General features: G+C 48.3%; 2 protein-coding genes. Both read left to right on the top strand.

The window, feature by feature from the left end; translation table 11 throughout:
* Positions 1-273 precede the first annotated feature (273 nt).
* Positions 274-585, top strand: a complete 312-nt coding sequence (locus tag IQ257_RS29375) for a hypothetical protein (protein ID WP_193880465.1) — start codon at positions 274-276, stop codon at positions 583-585.
* Positions 586-686: 101 nt separating this feature from the next.
* Positions 687-2,414 carry a succinate dehydrogenase/fumarate reductase flavoprotein subunit gene (locus IQ257_RS29370; protein ID WP_193880461.1) on the top strand — a complete coding sequence of 576 codons (1,728 nt, stop codon included), beginning with the start codon at positions 687-689 and terminating at the stop codon, positions 2,412-2,414.
* The last annotated feature ends 31 nt before the right edge of the window (positions 2,415-2,445 follow it).

The following is a 2,445-nucleotide window of genomic DNA, read 5'->3' as shown; positions in this document are numbered from 1 at the left end:
GCTGGGAATGGGTAGCAACGAGCTGGTTGTCCTATATTTTAATCCTTTCTCAAGCGCTCCCAATCTCACACACCCAGCAACAGGTGAAGTTGTTAGAGGAAAAATGCCCAAAATGTTTAACCTCATTGGGATAGAACCCATTGACAAGTCCAGCAGAACGGGTGCAGTTTTGTGAAGAAATGTTACAACCCTTTTAAAAATATATTGAGAAATCCCCCAAACCTGAGAGACACCTTTATCGTTAACATTTAAAGAAATGTGTCGAGGTCTATCATGGACAAATTCAACAAGTATCGCCTCACCTGCACTCTGAGTTTCGGGGATATCTACGGACAAATTATCGTGTGGTTAATTGTCATTTTCATCAGTCTTGCCTCTGCATTGGCTCTTTGGAGCGCTGAGCGCCAAATTTACGCCTTGGCAACTGTCGGACTAGTCTTAGTGCTGTCCTTACCCTTCTTACTCTTTGCCTTTGTAACCACCTTGCTGAACCATATTGAGATTTCTCCCATCGATGCCGAACAAACAACGGCGACAGCGACTGGCAATCCCCCCCGGCAAAACCCCATTCAAGCCACCAGCTAAATCAAGTTGAATGGGAAATCGAAAATTTTTCCCTGCCTTTTGGTGGGGATTTTTTCTGATACGGCACGATAAATACAGAGAAATTTAGCTACCAAATTGAGATGCGAGAACACGATGTCATTATTGTGGGAGGCGGATTAGCTGGGTGTCGTGCAGCATTAGAAATCAAGCAAACCGATCCTAAGCTGAACGTTGCCCTTGTTGCTAAAACCCACCCAATCCGTTCCCACTCTGTTGCCGCTCAAGGCGGTATGGCTGCGACGCTGAAAAATGTAGAGGCTGAAGATAGCTGGGAAGCCCATGCTTTTGATACAGTTAAAGGCTCCGATTATCTAGCGGATCAAGATGCAGTAGAACTCCTCACCCGTGAGGCTCCCAAGGTTGTCATTGAATTGGAACACATGGGAGTGCTGTTTTCCCGCTTGCCTGATGGTCGAATTGCACAACGGGCATTTGGCGGTCACTCCCACCGTCGCACCTGCTACGCTGCTGATAAGACCGGTCATGCTATTCTGCACGAACTCGTCAGTAATCTCCGGCGTTACGGGGTGATTGTCTATGAAGAATGGTATGTAATGCGCCTGATTGTAGAGGAGGGTCAGGCAAAAGGGGTGGTAATGTTCAATATCCTGAACACCAGCTTGCAAGTTGTTCGGGCAAAGGCTGTCATGTTTGCCACCGGTGGTTACGGACGAGTCTTTAATACTACCTCTAATGATTTTGCCTCTACGGGTGACGGATTAGGAATGTCCGCCTTTGCTGGCGTACCGTTGGAGGATATGGAGTTCGTACAGTTTCACCCGACGGGTTTGTATCCGGTGGGTGTACTGATTTCTGAAGCGGTACGGGGTGAGGGAGCCTATCTAATTAATAGTAACGGCGATCGCTTTATGGCGAACTACGCCCCCAGCAAGATGGAACTGGCACCGCGAGATATCACCTCACGAGCCATTGCCAGTGAAATTCGGGCAGGACGGGGCATTCATCCCGATGGCAGTGCTGGTGGTGCTTTTGTCTATCTCGATTTACGCCACATGGGTAAGGAAAAAATTATGAGTCGGATTCCCTTCTGTTGGGAAGAAGCCCATCGGTTAGTCGGCGTCGATGCCATTTACGAACCCATGCCAGTCCGTCCTACCGCTCACTATTCCATGGGTGGCATTCCAGTCAACACCGACGGACAGGTGCGCAGTAGCCCTGATGGTTTGATTGAAGGTTTTTTCGCGGCTGGTGAATCTGCTTGTGTTTCCGTCCACGGGGCTAACCGACTGGGAAGCAATTCACTACTCGAATGTGTGGTTTATGGTAAGCGAACTGGGGCTACCATTGCTCGTTACGTTCAAAACCGAAAATTACCAGAAATCGACGAGCAATCTTACCTCCATGGGGCTAAAGCACAAATTAACGCCCTGCTTAACCAATCGGGACGTATGCGAATCGCTCAGTTGCGTCAAGCCTTCCAAGACTGCATGACTCAATACTGCGGTGTTTTCCGCACAGAGGAGTTAATGCAAGAGGGTTTAAACCAGTTACAACAGTTAAAACAGCAGTACGAGGAAATTTACTTAGATGACAAAGGTACTGACTGGAATACTGAACTCATCGAAGCGTTAGAGTTGCGCAACTTGATGGCTGTCGGTGAAATTATTCTGACGGCTGCCCTCAACCGTAAAGAAAGTCGAGGTGCTCATTTTCGGGAGGATTATCCCCAGCGGGACGATACCATTTTTTTGAAGCACACCCTCGCGTACTATTCGTCTGCTGGTATCGATTTGCAGTACAAACCTGTGACGCTGACGTTGTTTGAACCGAAAGAGCGGAAGTATTGAAGAATAGTGGGGAGTGGGGAGTGGGGAGACA

It is taken from the genome of Coleofasciculus sp. LEGE 07092 (genome assembly GCF_015207375.1).
Lineage (GTDB): Bacteria > Cyanobacteriota > Cyanobacteriia > Cyanobacteriales > Coleofasciculaceae > LEGE-07092.
Note: the sequence above shows the minus strand (reverse complement) of the source record. Positions and strands in the feature narration are given on the sequence as shown.